Origin of the sequence: Bradyrhizobium sp. dw_78 (assembly GCF_018449525.1) — a bacterium.
In the GTDB taxonomy this organism is placed as follows: domain Bacteria; phylum Pseudomonadota; class Alphaproteobacteria; order Rhizobiales; family Xanthobacteraceae; genus Bradyrhizobium.
In genome coordinates this window covers 963,313-985,309 of the sequence record NZ_JAAVUS010000001.1, presented here as the reverse complement: position 1 = coordinate 985,309, position 21,997 = coordinate 963,313, and the positions used below count along the sequence as shown (strand labels likewise).

Below are 21,997 nucleotides of genomic sequence, written 5' to 3'. Positions count from 1 at the left end.
GGAATCTCGAGATTCCTCGATGTGCAATTGTACATCTGAGGTCTGGTCCTTCGGACCATCCCGGAATGACGGTTTGCAATTCCACTCCTGAGAACGCGATGATGATGATTGAGTCAATCCAACTCAAAAGACTCTCAGAGAACGCAGTCATGACCTACACCCCTGCCCCGCGCGATCCGAAGGCGCCGCCCATTCGCATCAATTTGCTGTCGGACACCCAGACCCGCCCGACACCGGCGATGCGGGAGGCGATGGCGCGCGCCGAAGTCGGCGACGAGCAGATCGGCGACGATCCGACGGTGAATCTCCTGTGCGAGCGCGTGGCCGATTTGCTCGGCAAGGAGGCGGCCGTGTTCATGCCCTCCGGCACCATGTGCAACGTCGCGGCGACGCTGGTGCATTGCCGGCCGGGCGACGAGATCCTGGCGCATGAAAGCGCGCATGTCATCGCCCGCGAGGGCGGCGCCCATGCCGCCCTCGGCGGCTTCCAGATCACGGCGCTGACCGGCGCCGACGGCCAGTTCACGCCGGAAACGTTTCGCAAGGCGCTGCACCCGCGCACGCGCTACCAGGCGCCGCAGACCGTGGTCAGCGTCGAGCAGACCGCCAATATCGGCGGCGGCACGATCTGGAAGAAAGCCGCGCTCGACGACATCGTGCAGATCGCCAGGGTAAACAATCTTGCCACCCATATGGATGGCGCCCGCCTGCTCAACGCCTGCGTCGCCACCGGGATCGCCGCCCGCGACATGGCCGCGGGATGGGATTCGGCCTGGATCGATTTTTCGAAAGGGCTCGGTGCGCCGATCGGCGGCGTGATCGCCGGCACCCGCGATTTCATCGACGAGGTTTGGCGCTGGAAACAGCGTCTCGGCGGCTCGATGCGCCAAGCCGGCATCTGCGCCGCGGCGTGCATCTACGCGCTCGATCACCATGTCGCGCGGCTCGCCGACGACCACGCCAATGCCCGGGCGCTGGCGCGCGGGCTGTCGCAGATCGAAGGCATCGCTGTGCAGCAGCCCGAAACCAATCTGGTTTTCTTCAGCCCCGATGGCGCCGGCATCTCCGGCGACGACATGGTCGAGGCGCTGCGAAAGCGCGGCGTCCTGCTCGCGATGATGGATGGCCGGATCAGGGCCTGCACCCATCTCGACGTGACCTACGGGATGATCGAGGAGACGATTGGTCTAGTGCGCGAGATCGTGCGAGATGCGTAGATCCGTTTCCAGCGCCCCGTAAACCATCGTCTTCATCTCGTTCTCGATCCGCCAGCGCTGTGATGGCGACTGCATCATGCAGATCATGAACATGTCGTCCTTGGGATCGACGAAGAAGAACGTACCGCCGACGCCGTCCCAGCGATATTCGCCGACCGGAAATCGCGTATTGGGCGGCTGCGTGGTGCGGACCGCGAAACCGAAGCCAAACCCGCTGTCCGCGCCCGGAAAATAAAAGCCGTCATGCGAGATCTTCGTTCCCGGCCCGATATGGTCCGATGTCATCAATGCGACGGTCTCGGGCTTGAGGTAGCGTTTACCGTCGAACGTGCCGCCGTTGAGCAACATCTGTAAAAACCGCGCATAATCGCTCATCGAACTGACCATACCGGCACCGCCGCCTTGCCAACGCCGCAGCTGCATCGGGTCGCTCAGTCCCGTGACCGGACCGGTCGAGCGGTCGTCAGGCATCGGCTCGGCGATCAGCGGCCGCTTGGCCTGATCCGTCACATAAAACGCCGTATCGTTCATCCCGAGCGGATCGAACAGACGCTGTTTTTCAAACTCGTAGAGCGATTTTCCCGACACCACCTCGATGACGCGCCCGAGCACGTCGATGGAATGACCGTAATCAAACCCCGTTCCGGGCTGTTCCATCAGGGGCAGTTTCGCCAGGCGATCGGCGAACTCCGCATTGTCGAAATCGCCAAGGTACAGATTGGAGCTCAGATAGAGTTTTCGCACCGCATCCTTGCCATAAAAGCCGTAAGTCAGGCCGGAGGTGTGACGCAGCAGGTCCTCAATCGTGATCGGATGCCGGGCGGGCTCCAGCGCCAGCGTGACGTTGCCGCCTTCGTCGCGCTTTTCGACGCCGACTTTCACGTTGGCAAAGGCGGGAATGTATTTTGACAAGGGATCGTCGAGCGCGAGCTTGCCGTCGTCGACCAGCATCATCGCTGCGACCGAGGTGATCGCCTTCGACATCGAATAGAGACGAAAGATCGCGTCCTCCGTCATCGGATGCCCGCTCTCGACATCGATGAAGCCGAATTTTTCCAGATAGACCGGCTTGCCGTGCTGCTGGATCAGAACGATCGCTCCCGGAATCTTGCCGGTCGTGACCTCGTTGCGCATGTAGTCGCTGATGCGATCGAGCCTGGCATGCGAAAAGCCGGCGGCGTGAGAGACCGGCGGCTCGGCGCGGCCTGTGCTCGGCGAGCCCCATGCGACCGCCGCGGCCAGAAGCCCAAGCGCTACCGCCATCCCTCTGCTGCTCACGGCGCCGTCAATTCTCCATCGCTTCATAGATCATCCTTTTGACCGTGGGCTGGATCTTCTGGCGTTCCGAGGGCGTCTGCTCCAGCAGCACGAAAAACATATCCTGCTTGCGGTCGACCACGAAATAGCAGCCGCTGGCGCCGTCCCATTTCAATTCGCCGAGCGAGCCCGGCGGCGACGGCTTGGCGTTGCCTGGATCGGTGCGGACGCCGAGACCAAGCCCGAAGCCGAAACCATCGCCGGGGAAATAGAAATAGTCGCGCTGAACGCCCGAGTTCGGCCCGATATGATCCGTGGCCATCATCTCGAACGTCTTGGGGCTGAGATATTGCCTGCCGTCGAGGCTGCCGCCATTGAGCAGCATCTGCGAGAAGCGCGCAAAATCGGCCAGGGTGGTGACCATGCCGCCGCCGCCGGATTCCCATTTCATGGCGACATCCGCGCTGCTTTCGAAACCGACCCGGAAATCATGGTCGGCCGGCGCCGGCAGCGCAATCCGCTTCTGCTTAGCAGGATCGGTGACATAAAAAGCGGTGTCGGTCATGCCGAGCGGATCGAGCAGTTTTTCCTTTTCGAACTGCAACAGCGATTTTCCCGACACGATCTCGATGATGCGCCCGAGAATATCGGTCGAGTGGCCGTAGTCCCACAGCGTGCCCGGCTGCTCCTGAAGCGGCAGCTTCGCGATGCGCTCGGCGAACTCGGCATTGTCGAAATCGCCATCATAGATCCTGGCGCCGGCATAGGCCTTGCGGACCATGCTGCCGCCGTAAAAGCCGTAGGTGATCCCCGAGGTCTGCGTCATCAGGTCGAACACCGTGATCGGCCGGTCCACCGGCACGAGATCGAGGGCCTTTTCGCCGTTTTCGGCTTTCCGTTCGACCCCCACTTTGAGCTTGGCGAAGGACGGGATGTATTTGGCGACGGGATCGTCGAGCTTCAGCCTGCCTTCGTCGATCAGCATCATCGCTGCGACCGATGTGATTGGCTTGGTCATCGAGAAGATGCGGAAGATCGTCTCGTCGGTCATCGGCTTGTTCGAGACCGCGTCCTGCACGCCGAAGAACCGGTGATAGACCGGCTTGCCGTGTTGCGAGATCAGGAGGACCGCGCCGGGAATCTTGCCGTTCGCGATCTGGTCGCGGAAATAGTCGCCGATGCGCTCGAGCTTTTGCGGGCTGAAATGCGCGCCTGCGGGCCTGTCGAAAGCGTCTTCCGCGCGGGCTGCGGAGAGTGCCGCAAGTGTGAGCAGCGCTCCCGAGACCAGCGACCGCGCCGCACGCCGTCCGTTCATTGAACTCTCCCCGACCGACGGGTGGGGAGTGTAGCGGCCGATTCAACCGGCACAAGGGCTGCCGAATTCGGCCAGCACCGCGGCATGCAGCCGGGCAATGTCATTGGAAAAGCAGCAGAAAATGCCGTGATTCACCGAGACTGACGCCTTCAACGCGTCAACGGTCGTCACAACAACCAAGGGGACAGCACCCGGCCAACAGTTCCGGCCCGGCCGCCCGACGGATCGCGCCATCGATGCCGCCGTCACCGAGCAAAACGCACCAGCGGCGTTGACGATGGCGTCAACGCGCAACGTCGTGATGTCGGCGACAATAACTTCCAGCCGCGGATTGGCGCGCCCGAAAATTCAGGCGGAGGCCGCCGCGCTGACCGCAACGCCCTTATCGGCAAACAGCTGCTGCAACTCGCCGGCCTGGAACATCTCGCGGATGATGTCGCAACCGCCGACGAACTCGCCCTTGACGTAAAGCTGCGGAATGGTCGGCCAGTTGGAATAGGTCTTGATGCCGTTGCGAAGCTCGGCGGATTCCAGAACGTTCAGTCCCTTAAAGCCGACGCCGATATGGTCGAGGATCTGGACCACCTGACCGGAAAACCCGCACTGCGGAAACTGCGGCGTGCCCTTCATGAACAGCACGACGTCGTTCGACTTCACTTCGTTGGCGATGAATTGCTCGATGCTCATATTTTCTCTTCCTTCCGGGGCAAGGCCCCTTGCGGCATGGCTTCTCGGACCGGCCAGCCGGTGTAGCCCGACATTGCCCATATATGTAGCCCAAACCGTTGTGCATCCAAAGTAAAATGCCGCGGATTTGACTGGCATCGGCCGATCCACGGGGACCGGGGCCGCCGGCGTGGCCGGGTTCATTGGCTGACGATGACAATATCATCGTCGCCGGAGGCTTTCATCCTGAGAGCGAGCACCTATTTAGGACGGACCGCCCGCCGGGAACCAGTTCGACAGTCCAACGTTCTCTCCCCCGACCGGAGACCATCGTGACGAAATCAGCATCCGCTGCGGCCGCCCCCACCCCTGCCTATCCGTCGCTTTTCTCCGATTCCGGCCCCCTCGGCCAGAATCTGGTGGAAGCCTATCTCGCCGTCCGGAACGAGACCGAGCGTCGCGCCGCGCCGCTGACGCCGGAAGACCAGTTGATCCAGTCCATGCCAGACGCCAGCCCGGCGAAGTGGCACCGCGCCCACACCACCTGGTTTTTCGAGCAATTCCTGCTCGGCGAACATTGCCGGGGCTACAAGCCGTTTCATCCCGACTATGCCTATCTGTTCAATTCCTATTACGTCAGCGCCGGACCGCGGCACGCCCGCCACCAGCGCGGCCACCTGACGCGGCCCGGCGCCGACGAAATCACCGCCTATCGCCGCCACGTCGACGCGGCCGTGGTGCAGTTCTTCCAGACCACCGGGGCGGAAAATTTGGCAAAACTCGTGCCGCTGGTCGAAGTCGGGCTCAATCATGAGCAGCAGCACCAGGAATTGATGTGGACCGATATCCTGCACGCCTTCGCGCAGAACCCGATTCCACCGGCCTACGATCCGGCCTGGCGCTTCCCCGCATCAAAACCGTCCAGCGATGAATGGCTCGCCCTCAACGAGGGCATCCATACTGTCGGGCATCCCGACGACAGCTTCCATTTCGACAATGAGAAGCCGGCCCACCGCGCGCTGGTCGGTCCGGTCAATCTCGGCCGCAATCTCGTCACCAACGGCGAGTGGCTCGCCTTCATGGCCGATGGCGGCTACCGCACGGCAACGCTGTGGCTGATGGATGGCTTTGCCACCGTGACCAACGAAGCATGGCAGGCGCCCGGCCACTGGCGGCAGAGCGACGGCGAATGGCAGGTCATGACGCTCGGCGGTCTGCGGCCAGTGGATCCGAAGGCCCCGGTCTGCCATATCAGCTATTACGAGGCCGATGCCTTTGCGCGCTGGAGCGGCAAGCATCTGCCGACCGAAATGGAATGGGAAGTCGCCGCCCGCGCGGGTGGGCTCAACGATGCTTTCGGCATCGTCTGGCAGTGGACGCGCAGCGCCTATTCTCCCTATCCCGGCTACCGCGCGGTCGAGGGCGCACTCGGGGAATATAACGGCAAGTTCATGGTCAACCAGCTGGTGCTGCGCGGCTCCTCGCTTGCGACGCCGGAAGGCCACAGCCGCATCACCTATCGCAACTTCTTCTACCCGCATCACCGCTGGCAATTTACGGGGCTGCGCCTCGCCGATTACGCCTGACTTTCCACTTGAATCATTGCGCGCCGGAAGCGCGTTCAGGAGACCATCATGAATGTGCATGCCACCGCTTTGGCCGACGCGCATCTTCCCGATGAACAGACCTCGGTGTTCGCCCGCGATGCGATCGGCGATTTGTCGCAACGTCCCAAACGGCTGTCGCCGAAATATTTCTACGACACCACCGGCTCGGAGCTGTTCGAAGCGATCACGCGGCTGCCGGAATATTATCCGACCCGCACCGAGCTTTCGATCCTGAGAGATCGCGGCGACGAGATCGCGGCCTTTGTCCCGAACGAGACCGCGCTGGTCGAATTCGGCGCCGGCGCCACCACGAAGGTCCGGCTGCTGCTGGAGAACTGCGCCATCGGCGCCTATGTGCCGGTCGATATTTCCGGCGACTTCCTGAAAGGCCAGGCCGAGACTCTGCGGCAGGATTTCCCGCGACTGGCCGTCTATCCGGTCGCGGCGGATTTCACCGCCCCGTTCCCGCTTCCCCCGGCCATCGCCGGCCTGCCGAAGGTCGGATTCTTTCCGGGCTCGACGCTCGGGAATTTCGAACCGCATGAGGCCTGCGCCTTCCTGCGCAGCGCCCGCGATATCCTGGGCGCAGGCGGACGGATGGTGATCGGCGTCGACCTCGAAAAAGATGAGCGCGTCTTGCACGATGCTTATAATGACGCCGCCGGCGTCACCGCGCGCTTCAATCTCAACGTCCTGGTTCGCATCAACCGCGAGCTCGGCGGCAATTTCGACCTTTCGGCCTTTACCCATCGCGCGATCTATAACCGCGAGCGGCACCGCATCGAGATGCATCTGATCAGCCGGAAATCGCAGACCGTGCGGATGCTCGGCACCAGCTTTTCATTCCGCGCCGGCGAAAGCATCCATACCGAGAACAGCTACAAATACAGCCTTGAACGCTTCGCGGCGCTGGCGCGCGGTTCGGGCTGGACGCCGCTTAAATCCTGGACCGACGCGGCCGGGCTGTTTTCGGTTCACGTATTGGCGGCTTCGGACTGAGCATCCCCGGCCGGCGACGTCAGCGAGACCGTTTCCCACACCGCGACGACGAGCAGGATCATGGTGGTCACGATCGACAGCACCAGAGGCGACAGCTCGCTTGCAAACCATGCGAGAACCGCCAAGGCGACGATGCCGACGATGTGCGACAATTGCAGCCAGCCGCGAATGGCAAGCTTGAACAGGATCGTTCCGATCAGGAACAATAATGGCCCGCCGATCGCGCTGAGCACCGCCCTGGAATCGGAATGGCCGGCCGGATGCGTCAGCACCAGCTCATCGGCCACCGCGGCAACGATGATGCCGGCCACGATCGGCATGTGCAAATAGGTGTAAGCCAGCCGCGCCAGCCGGCCCGGCTCGCTGGATTTCGAGATCCGTTCGGAGCCGGCTTCGGCGCCCTTGTGGAAATAGATCCACCACATCGCGATGCTGCCGACCAGCGCCGACAGAAAGGCCAGGACGTTATCCGCCGTCCAGGTCAATTCGGCGAATGTCGCGCCGGTCACCACGATGGATTCGCCGAGCGCGATGATGATGAATCCGGCGCAGCGTTCGGCCATGTGGCCGCCCTCGATGTCCCAGTCTTCCAACGAGGACATGCCGAGTTTCGGCACCCAGAAGCGCGCCGCCGGCGACAGATATTCGATGGTCAGGGCGATGATCCAAAGCTCCAGCTGCAACCGGCCTTCCGCGAAGCCGCCGGCGATCCAGAACAATGCCGCCGTCGAGAGCCAGACCAGGATGCGGAGCGCATTCAGCCGGGTCGAAACCTGCGTCGGCGGGATCGACACCAGCAGAAAGGTCGTCCGGCCGACCTGCATGGCGGCATAAGCGGCGGCGAACCAGATTCCCCTGCCTTCAAAGGCTTGCGGAATCGAGGTCGAGATCACGAGCCCGCCGAGCATCAGCAGGAACAACAGGATCCGGACCGGCGTCCGTTCGGGATCGAGCCAGTTGGTGATCCAGGTGGTGAAGACCCACACCCACCACACCGCGAGAAACAGCAGCGTGACTTGCAACACGCCGAGCGGGGTGAAGCGGCCGAGCAGCGTGTGCGAGATCTGCGTGACCGCGAAGACAAAGACCAGGTCGAAGAACAATTCGGCGTTGGTGACGCGGCTATGCTGGTTCGGACCCCAGGGACGAAACAGCCCGCCGCGTTGCCCCTCCCCCGCCATGACGCTCCGTCCCGGGCCTAACCCTCGGGCACCCCGGTTTGCAGGGCCAGCGCATGGAGCACGCCGCCCATCTGGCCCTGCAGCGACTGATAGACGATCTGGTGCTGCTGGACGCGCGATTTGCCGCGGAACGACTCCGAGATCACGGTTGCCGCATAGTGGTCGCCATCGCCCGCGAGGTCCCGGATCGTCACCTCGGCATCGGGGATCGCTGCCTTGATCATCGATTCGATATCGTGGGCATCCATCGGCATCCAGTCGTCTCCAGTTCGGCTTCAACGCTTCACATTCGTCGCGAGGAAAAACCGGTTTCCACTCTTCCGGATCAAACCCCAAGGGATCACGGCTCTCGCGTCCATAACGCCAAACCTAGCGCGGGCGCCCTTCCAGGTCACGCGTTCTGACACTATATTTTTGTATCGACCGTTTGAAATCCGCCGGATCGGCCTATACCGATCACAACCGACCGAAAAAAGGGCTGACAACCATGAAACTCCCCGGTCCCGACCACCCCATCACCATTACGGCAAACCCGAGGCGCGTCCGCGTCACCGCCGATGGCATCGTCATCGCCGACACCACCCACGCCCTGACGCTCAAGGAAGCCAGCTACCCGGCAGTCCAATATGTGCCGCGCAGCGACGCCAATATGGCTCTGCTGAAACGCACCGACCGGACCACCCACTGCCCCTACAAAGGGGACGCGAATTATTTCAGCATCACGGGCAATGGCGGCACGATCGAGAACGCGATCTGGACCTATGAGACACCGTTCCCGGCCATGGCGGAAATCGCCGGGCACCTCGCGTTCTATCCGGACAAGGTCAAGATCGAGGAAGTGGCCTGAGGGTTCGATCCGCTACACGGTTTAACAACAGCGTTGCAGGGAAATGGTTTGGAGATGACGGAGGCGATCTGTCATCTCGTTGCAACGATGTTGACGCAAAATACACGCTGATCCTCTAGACCCTGAATATCGTAAGCCCGAGGATGAGCAGGATCAGGAAGATCACCACGAAGACGTAGAACAGGAAGCGGGCCACGTCGGCCGATGCCGCCGAGATGCCGGTGAATCCAAAGATGCCGGCAATAATCGACACCACAAAAAAGAACAGTGCCCATTTCAGAAGCGTCATTGCCCATTCCTCCAGCCGCCGCGCGACAGCCGCATCTCCGCGCGCCACCGACTTCAACTTCGGACGCGCGGACTGGTTCCTTCGGAGTTCACCGCAGGCGGCATTTGATCGTCCGCCAGTTTGGACTTGCTGAATCGGGTTGCTGGCGGCAACATTCATAATTGCAACCTGGCCGGGACGTACATGACTTCCATTTCCCAACCAATGGCGCCCGCGCAAGCTCGGGTGGCGCCCCATATCGGCACGCGTAACGCAGCGCTGGATCACGCACGCAGCTTCCTGACGCTCGTCGTGGTGCTTCACCACGCGGTCATTCCGTACACGCATTTCGGCCACACCGATGCCAAGTCGTGGATCGGCTTTGATTTCGTCGTTGCCGCCACCGACAGCTTCTTCATGGCGATGTTCTTTTTCCTGTCGGGGCTGTTCGTTTGGCCTAGCCTTTCGCACAAGACGCTGGCGACCCACATTCACGATCGCTTGCTGCGCCTGGCACTCCCATTTGCGATCGCGGCGGTCACCGTCATCCCGATTGCCTATTACGCTATCGCGCTGCGCCACGATCCCGATCTGACCTTCGCGGCCTTCTGGTGGAAAACGGTAACGGTCGGACCCTGGCCAAGCGGCCCGCTCTGGTTCGTCTGGGTGTTGCTCGGTTTTGATCTGTTGGCGAGCCTACTGCATCGGCTGTCGCCCCACCTGCTCGATCCCATGAATCGCCTGTCGCAGGAAAGCTTCGACCAGCCGGCCAAGTTCTACGCGTTCCTGCTGGCGGTCACGGCCGCCGTCTATATTCCGGCGCTGATCTATTTCGGACCGAATCGCTGGTTCGAATTCGGACCGTTCTCGGTTCAGGCCAGCCGTGTACTGCTATATGCGGCCTATTTCTTCATCGGTGCTGGCATCGGCGCTGCGCATTTCAGCGAAGGCGTCCTGAGCTCGGACGGACGGCTCGCAAAGAGCAGTTGGGGCTGGTTGATCGCAACCCTCGTGCCCTACTGCCTGATGTGGGTTCTGATCTACATCAAGCGCGCAATATTGGGTAATCTCGATCCGCAGCCCATATGGTATCTCGCGAGCTACGGCCTTTTCTTTGTCGTCTTCAGCGCCTCCATTCTGTTCACCATCCTCGGGTTTTTTCTGGGCTCAAAACGTCCCTGGTATTTGCTCGATCGCATGCAGGGCGACGCCTACGGCATCTTCCTCGTGCATTATCCAATCGTACTCTGGCTGCAATACTGGCTGTTCGATTACGATCTGCCTGCGATCGTGAAGGCGACCATTGCATTCGTGCTGACCGTCGCCTTCAGCTGGGCGTTGACGGCAGCCTTGCGAAAAATCCCGGGCGCGACCCACGTGCTTTAGGATGTGTTAACAACAGCCCACGAAACGAAATTTTAAATCGAATTCCAGCTGATCATCGACATGCCCTTTTCATGAAAACGATCGAGATTGGCATCAAATCTGCATCAGCTGGGCCAGGGAGGTGTGTCCAAGGCCAAATCAGAAAAGGACACTTCCAATGGGATTATCGGCTATCTTGATCGCTACCGCACTCAGCATCACCATGCTCGTCGCCGTATCGGACCTCCCCTGACCTCACGGCTTGAACGGCTCTTCATGTCCAGCCAGTTCGCGCGAGGAAAACGCGTCAAGAAAAAGCGTTAGATCCCGGTCCTGATTCAATCAGAACCGATAAGGATCTAGCGACGACCCGGATATCGCGAAGCCTGTCATCGGGCGGCGCTTCGCGCCGGCCCGTTGGCCCGTTCAGGCCGGGCTTGGATCGATCTTCAGGACTCCTGAACGAGCTGATCGCTGACTCAGCAGGCTCCGTCGATCAAACCTAATCCAGCCCGATCTTGCCCTGCGCCCAATAGGCCTTGGTCTTCACCCGCGAGGATACGACGCCGACTGCTTTCAGCGCCCGGCTGACGTGCTGGATCGACGATGCCTTGCCTGTCAGAACGAAATGCGCGCCGCTTGCGGCTAGGCGCGACAGCTCGGCTTCGGCCGTGGCGAGATGGGCGTCGCCGGTGATGCGCTCGATCAGCGTCGTCTGGCCGAGGCCGATCGCTTCCGCTACCTGCCGCGACTCCGCGACATTCGAGGCCTCGAACACATGGACTGCACCATCAGCCTGCGGGCATGCACGAAGCGCCGCCGCCAGGCCGAACGAGGTTTCATCGCCGAACAGGACCATTGGCGATTCAAGGCCGGACAGATCGAGCGAGCGTCGCGGACCGAAGAACCGGCAGGTATCGCCTTCGCTTAACTCCCTTGCCCATCGGCTGCCGGGACCGTCGCCATGCGCGAAGGTGAGCATTTGTGTCCTACCGCTGTTGGCGTCCCACGACATCGGTGTATAGGTCCGCGCGCTCAGGCCGGAGCCCATCGATATCTGGACCTTTTGCCCAGTTGTCCATGCGACGTTCCTGAGCGCTTTGCCTTCCAGGTCCACCAGCCGAAAATGCGGCGAGAGCGTCTCGACTGCGGCAACGCGCGCAGGGCGCATCAGCCATCGCAGCAACGTCCGCGTGATTCGACCCGGCGGGGCGAGCGGCGGCGCAGAATTTTGTCGCCGGTCGGCGGCTTGGGTCAAAGGCTCGCTCCCTCCACCGAGATTTCGACTCGCAGCCGCCGGGGTCCTTTCGTCCTGACCGTGAGTTCGTTGCCGCGCCCCGGATTGAACGACAGTGGCAATGAGAGATAGCCGTTCTCGGAATCGCGGACGTAGTCGATGTAGCCGCCCGCCTCCGCGAACGCATTCTCGCCGATGATGATCGCACCGGGTTTTAGATGGGGCTCCAGCAGCTTGAGGATGGGAAGATAGAGAGTGAAGGCGCCGTCGAGCATCACCATGTCGATATCGCCGCCGACGCCGGGTCTGAGGGTTTCCCGCGCATCGCCGACCCGAAACTCGACGAGGTCGGCCAGCCCGGCGGCGGCGGCGTTCGCCCGCGCGCGCTCGACCTTGCCGGGTTCGAACTCGGTGCCGATCAGGCGGCCGCCGCCCATGTCGCGCAGCGCCGCCGCCAGATAGATCGCGGAAATCCCCATCGACGAACCGAACTCGACGATGCGCTGGGCCTTGCAGCCACGGGCGCACATGTAGAGGAAGCGGCCGAACTCCGGCGAGACATTCAGGAAATTGCCGGCGAGGCCGTGATAAAGCCCTTCCAGGTCCCTGGTCTCGGCGTCGATGAACTGCGTGATTATCTGTTCGTGGCTGGTCGCCTCGCTCGCATAGGTTTGCGCCAGCCGTGCATCGGCCGCTTCCGCTTCCTGATGCAGGCGTTTGAGGACTTCCGCGACCGGGCCGCTGCTGAGTGAATCCACGTTTCCGTTTCCTTTGGGAAATGCGCCCGCCGCCACGTTTGGCGTCAGCGTCAGAACCAGGATACGGAATCGCCCGTCTGACCGCATTCCGCAAACGGGACAATATATTGCGATTTCCGGTCACGGCCTTGGCGACCGAAGATATGCGCCAAGCATCATGAAGCCGGCGGTGATTGCTCAGGCGTAAGGTGTACCCGCCATTGCGGCCTTCAGGCCGATGCTTCCCTTATCGACGATAGCGAGAAAGGCGGCTCTCGCTTCCTCCGTATCTCGCGTCTGTCGAAAGGTCCGGTGAGCCTGGATGAAGGCCACGGTCCACGTCGCCAGGAGCAGACCCGCCGCCAGATAGGCGTCGGGATCGGCAGGTTCTCGCCCAACACATTCGGATAGCGCCACCGCTACGACTTGCGTGAGTTCGTCACGTATCGCCCTGGCCCGAGCCTTGAGGGTTTCGCTGGCCGCGATCGTCTCGATGAAGCCTTGGCTCCTGGCGGAAAATTCGACGGCAGGGCTCCGTCCCGCAATCAGCCGATGAGCGAGCAGACGGTACGTCTCGATTGGAGCGACGTCGGGATCACGCTGCCGCAAGGCTTCGCGCAGCATCTCGCGGCCTTCTTCGTCGCGGTCGAAGAACATGTCCTCCTTGCGGGGGAAGTGATTGAACACCGTCATCCGTCCGACGTCGGCGGCGGCCGCGATCTCGTCCACCGTCACATGATCGAAGCCCCGCTCGATGAAGAGGCGCGTGGCGGCGTCGGAGATACCTTGTCGCGTGGCGAGGCGCTTACGGGTCCGGCGATCCGACATTGACAAGCTCCCAAAACCTCCATTAATGTACTGAGTACATAAAATGATTAAGTATATATATAGTGTGCATACATGATGGGATGGGGTAAATGGAAAAGCAAGCCGAGGAAGCTGCAGCGGTAACTACGCCAAACAGAGGTGTACTCGTTTCGGGGGCAAGTTTTGCCGGACTGGCAACCGCGTATTGGCTGAACAGACTCGGCTACAAAGTGACGGTTGTCGAGATTGCGAAAGACCTCAAGAAGGGCGGTACGCCCGTAAACATAGGTGAGGAAACCAAGGACATCCTGAAGCGCATGGGCCTGTTTGAGCAGGTTCAAGCAAACCGCTTGAAGATGGAAGGAATCGAATTCAAGAACTCCGATGATGTCACGGAAGGGACGATGCGGCCGCAGGCGGATGCCGCACGCGCTGACGATGGCTGGGAAATCGAACGCGATACACTTCTGGATATGATGTTCGATTCCGTAAAAGACGATGCGGAGTTCGTTTTCAACAACAGCATCGCAGCTTTGGACGAAACCGCAAACGACATCCATGTTTCCTTCAAAGACGGCTCGAAGCGTTCGTTTGCTTTGGTATTCGGCTGCGACGGCAACCATTCGCTTGTCCGAAAATTGCGATTCGGAGACGAAGCTGAATATACGCATTTTCTGGGTCAGTATTTCTCTATAACGATCGTCGACAAGCTGTTGATCAAGGAAAACACGACGCAGATGTATAATCTGCCAGGCAAAGCCGTGATGCTTAATGCCTACAATAACAAAACAGACATCGTTCTTTGCTTCTCCTCGGAAAAAGAGATTCCTTACGACTATCGCGACCAGGAGCAACAACGAAAGATCATTTCCGAGCAGTTCGCCGGACAGGGCTGGAGAACGCAGGAATTATTGAAAGAAGTAAGTAACTCGAAGACGTTCTATTTCGACAAAATCAATCAGATAAAAATGCCATCATGGACAAAAGGCCGGGTGGTGCTTGTCGGCGATGCCGCTTACTGCGCCTCTCCGGCTGCAGGCATGGGCGGGTCGTTGGCAATCATTGGCGCTGCCGCGTTGGCCGATGCGTTTGAAAAAAACCACGGCAACTTCGAACTGGCCTTCCAGGATTACAACGAAAGTTTCCGTCCATTTATCGAAGAAGTTCAAGCGAACGCCGTAAATACCCTGGACGTGCTTATTCCGAAAACGAACGAAGCCATTCGCAAGCGGAACACTCAGCCGAACCCCTGGTAAGCTCATGAAAGCAGCGCAATTCAGCCGGTTCGGAGGTCCCGAGGTTCTCGAGATCGTGGATCTTCCCGATCCGCATCCCGGTCCCGGACAGATCCGGATCGCCGTGCATGCGGCCGGCATCAATGCCACCGAGTGGAAGCTGCGCAAGGGTGTGCTGAGTTTCGGCGCGGGGCTGCCGCAGACGACGGGCCGCGACGTGGCGGGCGTCGTCGACGAGGTCGGGAAAGGCGTTACAGATGTCGCTGTCGGCGACCGGGTATTCGGCGTCTCCGACGATGGCGCCGGAGCGGCCGAACTGGCGCTGCTGACCTATCGGGCGCCGATCCCACCGTCGCTCGGTTTCGTCGATGCCGCCGGCCTCCCCGTCGCGCTCGAAACGGCCACGCGCAGCCTGGACGCACTCGGCGTCGGTCGCGGAATCAGCCTGCTCATCAACGGCGCCGCAGGCGGGATCGGCAGCACCGCCGTTCAGCTCGCTGTCGCCCGCGGCGCGCGCGTGATCGGCACAGCCAGTACCGCCAACCACGGCTACCTTCGGCTGCTCGGCGCAGAGCCCGTAACGTACGGCTAAAGCATGGCCGAACGAGTCCGCACCCTCGCGCCCAATGGCGTCAACGCCGCCCTCGACGTCGCCGGAAGTGACGTGCTGCCCGAGTTGATCGATCTCGCCGGCGGTCCGAAGAACGTGGTGACGCTCGCCGATATCGACGGAGCAAAACAGCACGGGGTGCGCTTCAGCAACGGCTTCCAAAGCCACGCCTTTCACGCGCTTACCGAAATAGGAGTACTCATCGAACCTGGGCGCTTCTGGCTTCCCGTCGAGCGAACCTACCCCCTCGACGGGATCTCGGAAGCGCACCGCGTCAGCGAGTCCGGGCACGTTCGAGGCAGGCTGGTGCCGGTGATCGACCAAAGGCCGCGGTCGCTGCGTCATCCCGGCGCCGGATGACGGGTCTGTGCTGCGATCCGAACGATGATCCTTTCCGCCACAGTCCGAGTTCGCGATGAACAGAGCGCTTGTCGTTATCTTCACTGCCATTGTCCTTGATGCCGTTGGCATCGGCCTCATCTTTCCGATTCTGCCTTCGCTGCTGCAGGACGTAACCCACGCTGAAAACGTGGCGCCCTATATCGGCATCATGATTGCCCTCTACGCGGTCATGCAGTTCATTTTCGCACCGGTGCTCGGTTCGCTGAGCGACCGGCTCGGTCGACGCCCCGTGCTCCTGATCTCGCTCGCCGGCGCGGCCATCAACTACCTGTTCCTGGCCTTTGCGCCCAATCTCTGGATGTTGCTGCTCGGCCGCGCCATTGCCGGACTGACCAGCGCCAACACTTCTGTGGCGACCGCCTACATCACCGACATTTCCCCTGAGGATAAGCGCGCGCGCCGCTTTGGCCTTTTGAACGCCATGTTCGGCACCGGCTTCATCATCGGCCCCGTCCTCGGCGGCGCCCTCGGTGACTATTGGCTGCGACTGCCCTTTATTGCAGCGGCGGTGCTGAATGCCTGTAATCTCCTGCTGGCGTTCTTCATGCTGCCGGAGTCGCGTATACCTGCCCGGGAGAAAATCGAGCTGGCGGCGCTGAACCCGCTGCGGCCGCTGCGCTGGGTGTTCTCGATGACGAGCCTGCTGCCTATCACCATCATCTTCTTCATCTTCAGCGCCACCGGCGAGGTCTACGGCACCTGCTGGGCTCTCTGGGGGAGCGACACCTTCCAGTGGAACGGGCTTTGGATCGGCCTTTCGCTCGGCACCTTTGGTGTCTGCCAGACGCTTTCCCAGGCATTCCTGACCGGCCCTGCCGTGAAGCTGCTCGGCGAACGCGCGACCATTCTGACGGGCATCGCCGGCGCCTGCATCGCTCTGATCGTCATGGCCTTCGCCACCCGGAGCTGGATGATCTTCGCGATCATGCCGGTTTTCGCCCTCGGCGGCATTGGCGCGCCGGCTCTGCAGTCTCTGGCGACGCGACAGGTCGATGAGAGCCAGCAGGGCCAGTTTCAGGGCGTGCTCGCATCGGCCGTGAGCCTGGCCTCGATCGTCTGCCCACTTGCGTTCTCGAGCTTCTATTTCGTCGTCAGAGAGCAATGGCCCGGCGCGATCTGGCTGTCGGCCGTCGTCGTATACGCGATCATCGTGCCCCTCGTGCTCGGCTTACGCTTTAAGAAACCGGCAGCGGCCCCAACAATATAGAGCTTCGTTTCCTGAACATGGATTGTCGGCAACGTCGTAGGGGCCCGACTTGGCGATCAGCGCGATCGCGATCCGCAAGGCGGACAGCGATCAGGCGGCGATGCGGCGTTGCGCCAGATAGCGGGCGGGCGGCTTGCCCAGGGCCTTGCGGAACATGGTGACGAAGGCGCTAGCGCCCTCATAGCCGAGATCGAGCGCCACGGTCTGGACCGACGCCCCTTGGTCGAGTCGCTGCAACGCAATGAGGATGTGGAGCTGCTGGCGCCAGCGGCCGAAGCTCATGCCGGTTTCGCGCTTGAGGGCGCGGGTCAAGGTCCGCGGAGCGATCGCCATGCGCCGGCCCCACTCGTCGATGGTCGCGCGATCGGAGGGATCGGCCATCATCGCGGCAGCGATCTTGCGCAGCTTAGCGTCGGCCGGCATCGGGAAGTTCAGATTCTCGACGGGCGCCACAGACAGTTGGTCGAGCAGCACCGTGGCGATCCGGCCGTCGGCGCCGTCGAGATCGTACAGCATCGGCATCCGGGTAACGTGCAGCAGCAAACGCTCCAGCAACGGCGAGACCGACAGCGTGCAGCATTGCCTGGGCAGCGCCGTCGCCGCATCCGGTTCGACGAACAGGATATACATCTCGACATTTCCGGCGACGGTCACGCCGTGGGAAACATTGCCGGGTATCCAAAGCGCACAGCGCGGCGGCACGATCCACACGCCTTGGTCGGCTTCGCACCTGACGACGCCCCGCAGGGTCAGGACCAGCTCAGCCTTCCGATGCTCGTGCATAGCCAGCTCCATGCCCTTGGTGACCATGGTACCGCCGAAAGCGGCAAGGGCGCGCGGCACATCCTCGGGATCGAAATCATCATCGGGACGGAGATCGTCTTCGTTGAGCTGGTAGAACGGCATGGCGGGTGACGATCGATCCTTATCGATTCTGATTCAATCAGAATCGATAAGACTCTAGGTAGATTCTAAGGCGTGAGCCGATAAACGGTAACGACCGAATTGGCTGGAAAGCAGGAATGTCCGGTTTCCTGACAACTCGGCAGAACAGCGGACATGAAGTCTGATTGGCGATGTCGGCCTCAAGACGAGATCTCTGCAAGCGCAATCAAGGCGACAAAGACACTAAGCGGCACAAGGTGCGAAAAATCGCGGTGGCGTAGAACAGTCAAAATCGCAGCCGCAATGATTACCGCCCCAAGCGCCAGGCCAACAACGCGACTAACAGGAAGCGCAATCAGAACGGCGCTTATTATCTCCAGTCCACCCGTAAAAATGCTCCACCAGCGCGGATAACCCCACCGAGCGAAATCGCTCTGCGTCCCGGGCTTGCTGATCGTGTTGAAGACGCCGGCGCCAAAGAAGCCGGCAACGAGCAGCCAGATTGAAAGAGCATGGACCATCTCAGGGCGTCCCCGTCATCATGGGGAAGGCTGCCAAAACCATAAGCACCGCCGTGAGGCCGTGAATGCCGAAGGCGCTTTTAGTGGAGCCTTTCGCCGCAAGAATGAGCAGCATGTCGCCGAGGGGGATGATGGCTTCAACAAGCAGGACGATGCCGACCCCGCGCGGGGCGCCCCACGCCACGAACGCCAGTACGGTCAATCCCGATACAATGTCGCGCACCCCCTTGAGGCGAAGCCACCATGCGATGTTGGTGCCGTTTTCAGGGAGCGGCAGGCCGAAACTGCGTGTCGCGGTCGTCGGGCTCGCGACATATCCGGTGCCGATCGCGATAATTGCGAAAGCCAGGAGCAACGCCGTTCCGAGCGCAAGCCAATGCATCAGATCGCCCTATTCTATCAAAATAATATAAACTATCGTTGCTACGTTTACTAATCTATCGTTGCTAGATTGTCAAGCATAGGTATAATCCGAGGCATGTGGCCTTCTAGGTCTGGGAGATCGAGGATTGGGTATCGCCGAGCGGAAAAGCAGGGAGCGGGCTGAGCGCGAGTATCGCATTGTCGCGGCCGCGCGCGTGATCGCAGAGCGCGAAGGATGGGATGCCGTTACAATCCGCCGCCTGGCCGAAGAAATCGAATATAGCCAACCGGTCCTCTATTCGCATTTCGAGAACAGGGATGCGATTGTTGCAGCCGTTGCAGTCGAGGGTTTTCAGGAAATCACAGCGGCTCTTCGGGAAGCGGCAAGCGGATCGAGCGGACCACGAAACGCCCTCGAGAATGTCGCTATGGCCTATCTCGCCTTTGCGCTAAGTCGTCCTGCACTCTACGCGGCCATGTTTATCCTCCCGACGGATTTGCGGTTCGCCGAAGCTGGAACCAGACCGGAACTACGGGCCGCTTTCGAAGCACTTGCCGCAGTCGTAACGCCGTTTTGCGTCGATGTAGCTGTCGTGACCGAGACTTTTTGGGCCGCCCTTCATGGGCTCGCTGAACTCGAACGTTCAGGCCGAATTAGGCCCAGCATGCGCGGCGAACGCATCACACTCGTTGTTCGGGCGATCGTACTTTCCGGAAGCAGCTCGCCTGCTCGCGGCTCACATCATTCAGTCGAATGACTGCTTTGGCGCATCATGACGCGCTCCAGGCTGAACCACTTTCGCCGTATATCACCGCACGCTACGACAAGTTCGCCGTCAACTTCCTTGCCATGGTTCAACTCGCCTCAATGCGGCTGTGGCTGCGCGCTTATGAGTCTACAGCCTGGTTCGCACCGCTCATGTAAGCGGGTAGCCAGCGTTCAAAGGCCGCGCCAAGCGACGTCACCGCGACCGCCGGCTCGCCCGCAACGGCGATCGCCTCACCTCCGGTGGTGCCGATCCGCACGCAGGCTACGCCGGCGCCCTTCATTTTCGCCAGCACCAGACCGGCTTCCTGCGCCGGCACCGTGACGACGTAGCGCGCCTGGTCTTCGCCGAACCAATACGCATGCGGCACGATCGACGCCGGCGCTGCAAGCAATTGCGCGCCGATGCCGCCCGCGATCGCCATCTCCGCCAGGGTAACCAAAAGCCCGCCATCGGAAACGTCATGCACGGCGGTGGCGGTGCCGGCGTGGATCATGCCGCGCACCACGCAGCCGTTGCGTTTTTCGGCCGCGAGATCGACCGGCGGCGGCGCGCCCTCTTCGCGGCCGCAGACGTCGCGCAGATAGACGGACTGCCCGAGCCAGCCTTGCGTCTCGCCGACCAGCAGGATCGCCTCGCCCGCGGCCTTGAAGGCGAGCGTCGCGGATTTGGTGAAATCGTCGAGCAGGCCGACGCCGCCAATCGAGGGAGTCGGCAGGATGCCGCGGCCGTTGGTCTCGTTGTAAAGCGAGACGTTGCCGGACACGACCGGGAAGTCGAGCGCGCGGCAGGCTTCCGAAATACCCTTCAGGCAGCCGACGAACTGGCCCATGATCTCGGGCCGTTCCGGGTTGCCGAAATTGAGATTGTCGGTGATCGCGAGCGGCCGGCCGCCGACCGCGGTGATGTTGCGCCAGGCTTCGGCCACCGCCTGCTTGCCGCCCTCGAACGGGTCCGCCTCGCAGTAGCGCGGCGTGACGTCGACGGTCAGCGCCAGTCCCTTCGGGCCGTCCTGTACGCGCACCACCGCAGCATCGCCACCGGGACGCTGCACGGTGTTGCCGAGGATGACGTGATCGTACTGCTCCCAGACCCAGCGTTTTGAGCATAGTTCGGGCGTGCCAATCAGTTTTTCCAGCGCGGTCGCGATGCCGATCGGCGGCTTCACGTCCTGTGCGCGGATCGTGGGCTGCCGCGGCGATGGCACATGCGGCCGGTCATAGAGTGGCGCCTCGTCGCCCAATTCCTTGATCGGCAGGTCGGCCATGACGTCGCCGCCATGCTTCACCACGAAGCGCTTGCTCGGCGTGGTGTAGCCGACCACGGCGAAATCCAGCCCCCATTTGCGGAAGATCGCTTCGGCTTCTTTCTCTTTCTCGGGCTTGAGCACCATGAGCATCCGCTCCTGGCTTTCCGACAGCATCATCTCATAGGCGCTCATGCCGGTTTCGCGGGTCGGGACGCGATCGAGATTGAGGTCGACGCCGAGATCGCCCTTGGCGCCCATCTCCACCGCCGAACAGGTCAGCCCCGCCGCACCCATGTCCTGGATCGCGATCACGCAATCGGCAGCCATGATTTCGAGGCAGGCTTCCAGCAGCAGCTTTTCCGCGAAGGGATCGCCGACCTGCACGGTCGGGCGTTTCTCGGCAGAATCATCGTCGAATTCGGCCGACGCCATCGAGGCGCCGTGAATGCCGTCGCGGCCGGTCTTGGAGCCGAGATAGACGATCGGCATGTTCACGCCGGACGCGGCCGCATAGAAGATCTTGTCGGCGTCGGCCAATCCCACCGCCATCGCATTGACCAGGATGTTGCCGTCATAGCGGGTGTGGAAACGCACCTGCCCGCCCACGGTCGGCACGCCGAACGAATTGCCATAACCGCCGACACCGGCGACCACGCCCGAGACGAGGTGCCGCGTCCTGGGATGCTCCGGCGCCCCAAAACTCAGCGCGTTGAGGCAGGCGATCGGCCGCGCGCCCATGGTGAAGACGTCGCGCAGGATGCCGCCGACGCCGGTGGTCGCGCCCTGATAGGGCTCGATATAGCTCGGATGGTTGTGGCTCTCCATCTTGAACACCACCGCCTGGCCGTCGCCGATGTCGATGACGCCGGCGTTCTCGCCCGGCCCCTGGATCACCCACGGCGCCGTGGTCGGCAGCCCCTTGAGATGGATGCGCGAGGACTTATACGAGCAATGCTCGTTCCACATCGCCGAGAAAATCCCGAGCTCGGTGAAGCTCGGCACCCGGCCGATCAGCTCGAGGATGCGCTGATATTCGTCCGGCTTCAGCCCATGGCTGGCGACGAGTTCCGAGGTGATTTGCGGTTCGTTCATGAGGCGATCTGGGGCCATTAAAATCCCTTATTAGGGAGATCGGACCAGCGGGAAAAGGCCTTTTTGGCGCAATTTCACGCTGTCCAGAGTTTTACGGGCGCAACCCGCAACAGGCCGGTTTGCGCATCGCGGACAGATCGGATTTAAGGACTGAAACCCTCAA

At 61.5% G+C, this 21,997-nt stretch carries 21 protein-coding genes and 2 pseudogenes; 9 read left to right on the top strand and 14 right to left on the bottom strand.

Translation table 11 applies throughout. The annotated features are described in order from the left end of the window. Nucleotides 1-149 precede the first annotated feature (149 nt). Complete coding sequence (locus HB630_RS04495; protein ID WP_213770302.1) at nt 150-1,217, top strand: threonine aldolase family protein; 1,068 nt, start codon at nt 150-152, stop codon at nt 1,215-1,217. On the opposite strand, the gene HB630_RS04490 is transcribed toward HB630_RS04495, so the two are convergent. The 4 genes and pseudogenes from HB630_RS04490 to grxD form a co-directional block, all read right to left on the bottom strand. After that, entirely contained in the window at nt 1,188-2,480 is a 1,293-nt protein-coding gene (locus HB630_RS04490; RefSeq protein WP_213770301.1) for a serine hydrolase domain-containing protein, read from the bottom strand. The two genes, HB630_RS04495 and HB630_RS04490, sit on opposite strands and share 30 nt — an antisense overlap. A gap of 22 nt (nt 2,481-2,502) precedes the next feature. Then, on the bottom strand, nt 2,503-3,789 hold the full coding sequence (locus HB630_RS04485; protein WP_213770299.1) for a serine hydrolase domain-containing protein: 1,287 nt from the start codon (nt 3,787-3,789) through the stop codon (nt 2,503-2,505). Nucleotides 3,790-3,831: 42 nt separating this feature from the next. Then, a pseudogene (locus HB630_RS04480) lies at nt 3,832-4,137 on the bottom strand (macro domain-containing protein). Further along, on the bottom strand, nt 4,138-4,476 hold the full coding sequence (gene grxD, locus HB630_RS04475) for a Grx4 family monothiol glutaredoxin (RefSeq protein WP_213770297.1): 339 nt from the start codon (nt 4,474-4,476) through the stop codon (nt 4,138-4,140). It lies immediately after the preceding pseudogene. A gap of 311 nt (nt 4,477-4,787) precedes the next feature. Here grxD and egtB point away from each other — a divergent pair, with 311 nt between their 5' ends. Further along, nucleotides 4,788-6,041, top strand: a complete 1,254-nt coding sequence (egtB, locus tag HB630_RS04470; RefSeq protein ID WP_213770296.1) for an ergothioneine biosynthesis protein EgtB — start codon at nt 4,788-4,790, stop codon at nt 6,039-6,041. 48 nt (nt 6,042-6,089) lie between these two features. After that, nucleotides 6,090-7,061: an L-histidine N(alpha)-methyltransferase gene (egtD, locus tag HB630_RS04465; protein ID WP_213770295.1), complete on the top strand. Its 972-nt coding sequence runs from the start codon at nt 6,090-6,092 to the stop codon at nt 7,059-7,061. Here egtD and HB630_RS04460 read toward each other — a convergent pair. Then, on the bottom strand, nt 7,037-8,242 hold the full coding sequence (locus HB630_RS04460; protein WP_213770294.1) for a low temperature requirement protein A: 1,206 nt from the start codon (nt 8,240-8,242) through the stop codon (nt 7,037-7,039). The two genes, egtD and HB630_RS04460, sit on opposite strands and share 25 nt — an antisense overlap. A 17-nt stretch (nt 8,243-8,259) precedes the next feature. Further along, complete coding sequence (locus tag HB630_RS04455) at nt 8,260-8,496, bottom strand: BolA family transcriptional regulator (protein WP_213770293.1); 237 nt, start codon at nt 8,494-8,496, stop codon at nt 8,260-8,262. Nucleotides 8,497-8,729: 233 nt separating this feature from the next. On the opposite strand from HB630_RS04455, the gene HB630_RS04450 reads away from it, so the two are divergent. Continuing rightward, the gene (locus tag HB630_RS04450; RefSeq protein ID WP_213770292.1) at nt 8,730-9,089 is read left to right on the top strand and encodes a DUF427 domain-containing protein; all 360 of its coding nucleotides are present in this window, start codon (nt 8,730-8,732) and stop codon (nt 9,087-9,089) included. Nucleotides 9,090-9,204: 115 nt separating this feature from the next. Here the strand turns inward: HB630_RS04450 and HB630_RS04445 are convergent, their stop codons facing one another. Beyond that, on the bottom strand, nt 9,205-9,378 hold the full coding sequence (locus HB630_RS04445) for a DUF1328 domain-containing protein (RefSeq protein ID WP_213770754.1): 174 nt from the start codon (nt 9,376-9,378) through the stop codon (nt 9,205-9,207). Between the two features lie 204 nt (nt 9,379-9,582). Between HB630_RS04445 and HB630_RS04440 the strand changes: the two genes are divergently transcribed. Continuing rightward, entirely contained in the window at nt 9,583-10,743 is a 1,161-nt protein-coding gene (locus HB630_RS04440; RefSeq protein ID WP_249780691.1) for an acyltransferase, read from the top strand. A gap of 481 nt (nt 10,744-11,224) precedes the next feature. Here HB630_RS04440 and HB630_RS04435 read toward each other — a convergent pair whose 3' ends face one another. The 3 genes from HB630_RS04435 to HB630_RS04425 form a co-directional block, all read right to left on the bottom strand. Beyond that, on the bottom strand, nt 11,225-11,893 hold the full coding sequence (locus HB630_RS04435; protein ID WP_213770289.1) for a siderophore-interacting protein: 669 nt from the start codon (nt 11,891-11,893) through the stop codon (nt 11,225-11,227). Between the two features lie 83 nt (nt 11,894-11,976). Then, a complete protein-coding gene (locus HB630_RS04430) occupies nt 11,977-12,717 on the bottom strand; it encodes a class I SAM-dependent methyltransferase (protein ID WP_213770287.1) in 741 nt (246 codons plus the stop codon). Nucleotides 12,718-12,894: 177 nt separating this feature from the next. Continuing rightward, nucleotides 12,895-13,524, bottom strand: coding sequence for a TetR/AcrR family transcriptional regulator (locus tag HB630_RS04425; RefSeq protein WP_213770286.1), 630 nt, complete (start codon nt 13,522-13,524; stop codon nt 12,895-12,897). A gap of 89 nt (nt 13,525-13,613) precedes the next feature. Between HB630_RS04425 and HB630_RS04420 the strand changes: the two genes are divergently transcribed. The 3 genes and pseudogenes from HB630_RS04420 to HB630_RS04410 all read left to right on the top strand — a co-directional run bounded on the left by HB630_RS04420 (nt 13,614) and on the right by HB630_RS04410 (nt 16,957). Beyond that, complete coding sequence (locus tag HB630_RS04420) at nt 13,614-14,759, top strand: FAD-dependent monooxygenase (protein ID WP_213770285.1); 1,146 nt, start codon at nt 13,614-13,616, stop codon at nt 14,757-14,759. Nucleotides 14,760-14,763: 4 nt separating this feature from the next. Next, nucleotides 14,764-15,708, top strand: a pseudogene (locus HB630_RS28735) (NADP-dependent oxidoreductase). Nucleotides 15,709-15,763: 55 nt separating this feature from the next. Next, entirely contained in the window at nt 15,764-16,957 is a 1,194-nt protein-coding gene (locus tag HB630_RS04410) for a TCR/Tet family MFS transporter (protein WP_213770283.1), read from the top strand. 90 nt (nt 16,958-17,047) lie between these two features. On the opposite strand, the gene HB630_RS04405 is transcribed toward HB630_RS04410, so the two are convergent. From HB630_RS04405 to HB630_RS04395, 3 genes are all read right to left on the bottom strand, one after another. Continuing rightward, nucleotides 17,048-17,863, bottom strand: coding sequence for a helix-turn-helix transcriptional regulator (locus HB630_RS04405; RefSeq protein WP_213770282.1), 816 nt, complete (start codon nt 17,861-17,863; stop codon nt 17,048-17,050). A gap of 179 nt (nt 17,864-18,042) precedes the next feature. After that, entirely contained in the window at nt 18,043-18,363 is a 321-nt protein-coding gene (locus tag HB630_RS04400; RefSeq protein ID WP_213770281.1) for a DoxX family protein, read from the bottom strand. A gap of 1 nt (nt 18,364) precedes the next feature. After that, complete coding sequence (locus HB630_RS04395) at nt 18,365-18,745, bottom strand: DUF4267 domain-containing protein (RefSeq protein ID WP_213770280.1); 381 nt, start codon at nt 18,743-18,745, stop codon at nt 18,365-18,367. Between the two features lie 127 nt (nt 18,746-18,872). Here HB630_RS04395 and HB630_RS04390 point away from each other — a divergent pair, with 127 nt between their 5' ends. Then, the gene (locus tag HB630_RS04390; RefSeq protein ID WP_213770279.1) at nt 18,873-19,484 is read left to right on the top strand and encodes a TetR/AcrR family transcriptional regulator; all 612 of its coding nucleotides are present in this window, start codon (nt 18,873-18,875) and stop codon (nt 19,482-19,484) included. A 130-nt stretch (nt 19,485-19,614) separates the two neighbouring features. Here the strand turns inward: HB630_RS04390 and purL are convergent, their stop codons facing one another. Then, nucleotides 19,615-21,834 carry a phosphoribosylformylglycinamidine synthase subunit PurL gene (purL, locus tag HB630_RS04385; protein WP_249780632.1) on the bottom strand — a complete coding sequence of 740 codons (2,220 nt, stop codon included), beginning with the start codon at nt 21,832-21,834 and terminating at the stop codon, nt 19,615-19,617. Between the last annotated feature and the right edge of the window lie 163 nt (nt 21,835-21,997).